We start from the raw sequence: 1,427 nt of genomic DNA, 5'->3' as shown, positions 1-1,427 counted from the left end.
TAACGAATGTTATGGACTCCCCCTACCCCGACGGCATCGCAATGTGCCAAAGTGAAGTTACCACACAAACACTTGCGGATAGGAGGAGCCACAATGGCTATTACAACACTGGGTATCGATTTGGCCAAGACTTCGTTCAGCCTTGTTGGGATGGATCAATACGGCAATATTAAGCTACGGAAAACGCTCCGTAGGGGACAGCTTCTGGCGTTTGTCGCCAAGCTGCCGCCTTGCCTTATCGCCATGGAAGCATGCGGTGGCGCGCACTACTGGGGACGGGAATTCCAGCTCCTTGGTCACCAAGTCGCCATTATTGCTGCGAAGTTCGTTGAACCTTATCGTAAAGGCAGCAAAAACGATAACAACGACGCCGAGGCTATCGCCGAAGCGGCCAGGCGCCCCAATATCTGGTACGTGCCAGTGAAGTCGCCAGAACAGCAAGCCATCCTTACTTTGCACCGGGTTCGGCAAGGGTTAATCAAGGAAAGAACTGCTCTAATCAACCAACTAAGGGGGCTTCTCGGAGAGTTCGGTCTAGTTATGCCAACAGGACGCTATGCCGCCCAGGCTCAGATCCCCCATATCCTCGCGGATACGGAGAACGGCTTGCCAACGTTGGCCAGGCAATTGATTCGCAACATATGGCACAAAATTCAACAGGATAACGAGCAGATTCTTGAATATGATCGAGAACTCGCCGCCGTGGTTCGCCAGGATTCGGTCGCCAAACGATTAATGACGATTCCCGGGGTTGGCGAGCAAGTCGCAAGTGCTATCTCTGCGAGCGTTCCAGATCCTCGACTGTTCAAAAACTGCCGTCAGTTTGCCGCTTGGATTGGCTTGGTCCCTCGGCAGTTCAGCACAGGTGGCAAAATTAGGCTTGGTCGTATCACAAAGCGTGGTGACAAGTATTTACGTATGTGTCTCGTGCACGGTGCTAGAGCGGTTGTCGCCAACCTCAGAGACAAACAAGATCATGTGAGCTGCTGGGTGAGAGAGCTGATAGCCAGAAGGGGATATCTACGAGCTGTCGTCGCGCTGGCAGCTCGTAATGCACGAATGATTTGGACGTTGCTTGTGAAGAAAGAAGATTATCGAGCAATCCCGTATTCAGTCAGCTGATCTCATCGATAGACACAACACATAAAATTTAACTGACGTATAAAAGATTACCTACCGAGTCCTGCGAAGGCAGTCGATGACAATTAGGCCAGACCGAGGAAGCCCTAGCCTGGTGTTGCGGATGATGAAAAACATCGTCTAACGAATAAGGCACGCTTCCAAGCGAATATTCATCTTGGTCCGAGAAGTGACTTCTCAACAGTAGACCGAATGTAGAGCTGCAGTCTCATTCCTAAACGTCAAACACAGCCCTAGCTTGACAGTCGGGGGAGTCCATGTAGCCCGCAACAGGGGCGACCAATGCT

1 protein-coding gene is annotated in these 1,427 nt (G+C 51.4%); it reads left to right on the top strand.

From position 1 onward, the window contains the following. Positions 1–93: 93 nt before the first annotated feature. On the top strand, positions 94–1,122 hold the full coding sequence (locus LC093_RS20190) for an IS110 family transposase (protein WP_226669305.1): 1,029 nt from the start codon (positions 94–96) through the stop codon (positions 1,120–1,122). Positions 1,123–1,427: the final 305 nt, after the last annotated feature.

The organism is Microbulbifer aggregans, from assembly GCF_020524005.1.
Classification (GTDB): domain Bacteria; phylum Pseudomonadota; class Gammaproteobacteria; order Pseudomonadales; family Cellvibrionaceae; genus Microbulbifer; species Microbulbifer aggregans_A.
The sequence above is the reverse complement of the archived record's forward strand: the minus strand, read 5'-3'. Positions and strand labels throughout refer to the sequence as shown.

What these genes read in the sequence shown, in the direction of transcription:
- LC093_RS20190 (WP_226669305.1), top strand. Translation starts at nt 94, where the DNA reads ATGGCTATTACAACACTGGGTATCGATTTGGCCAAGACTTCGTTCAGC.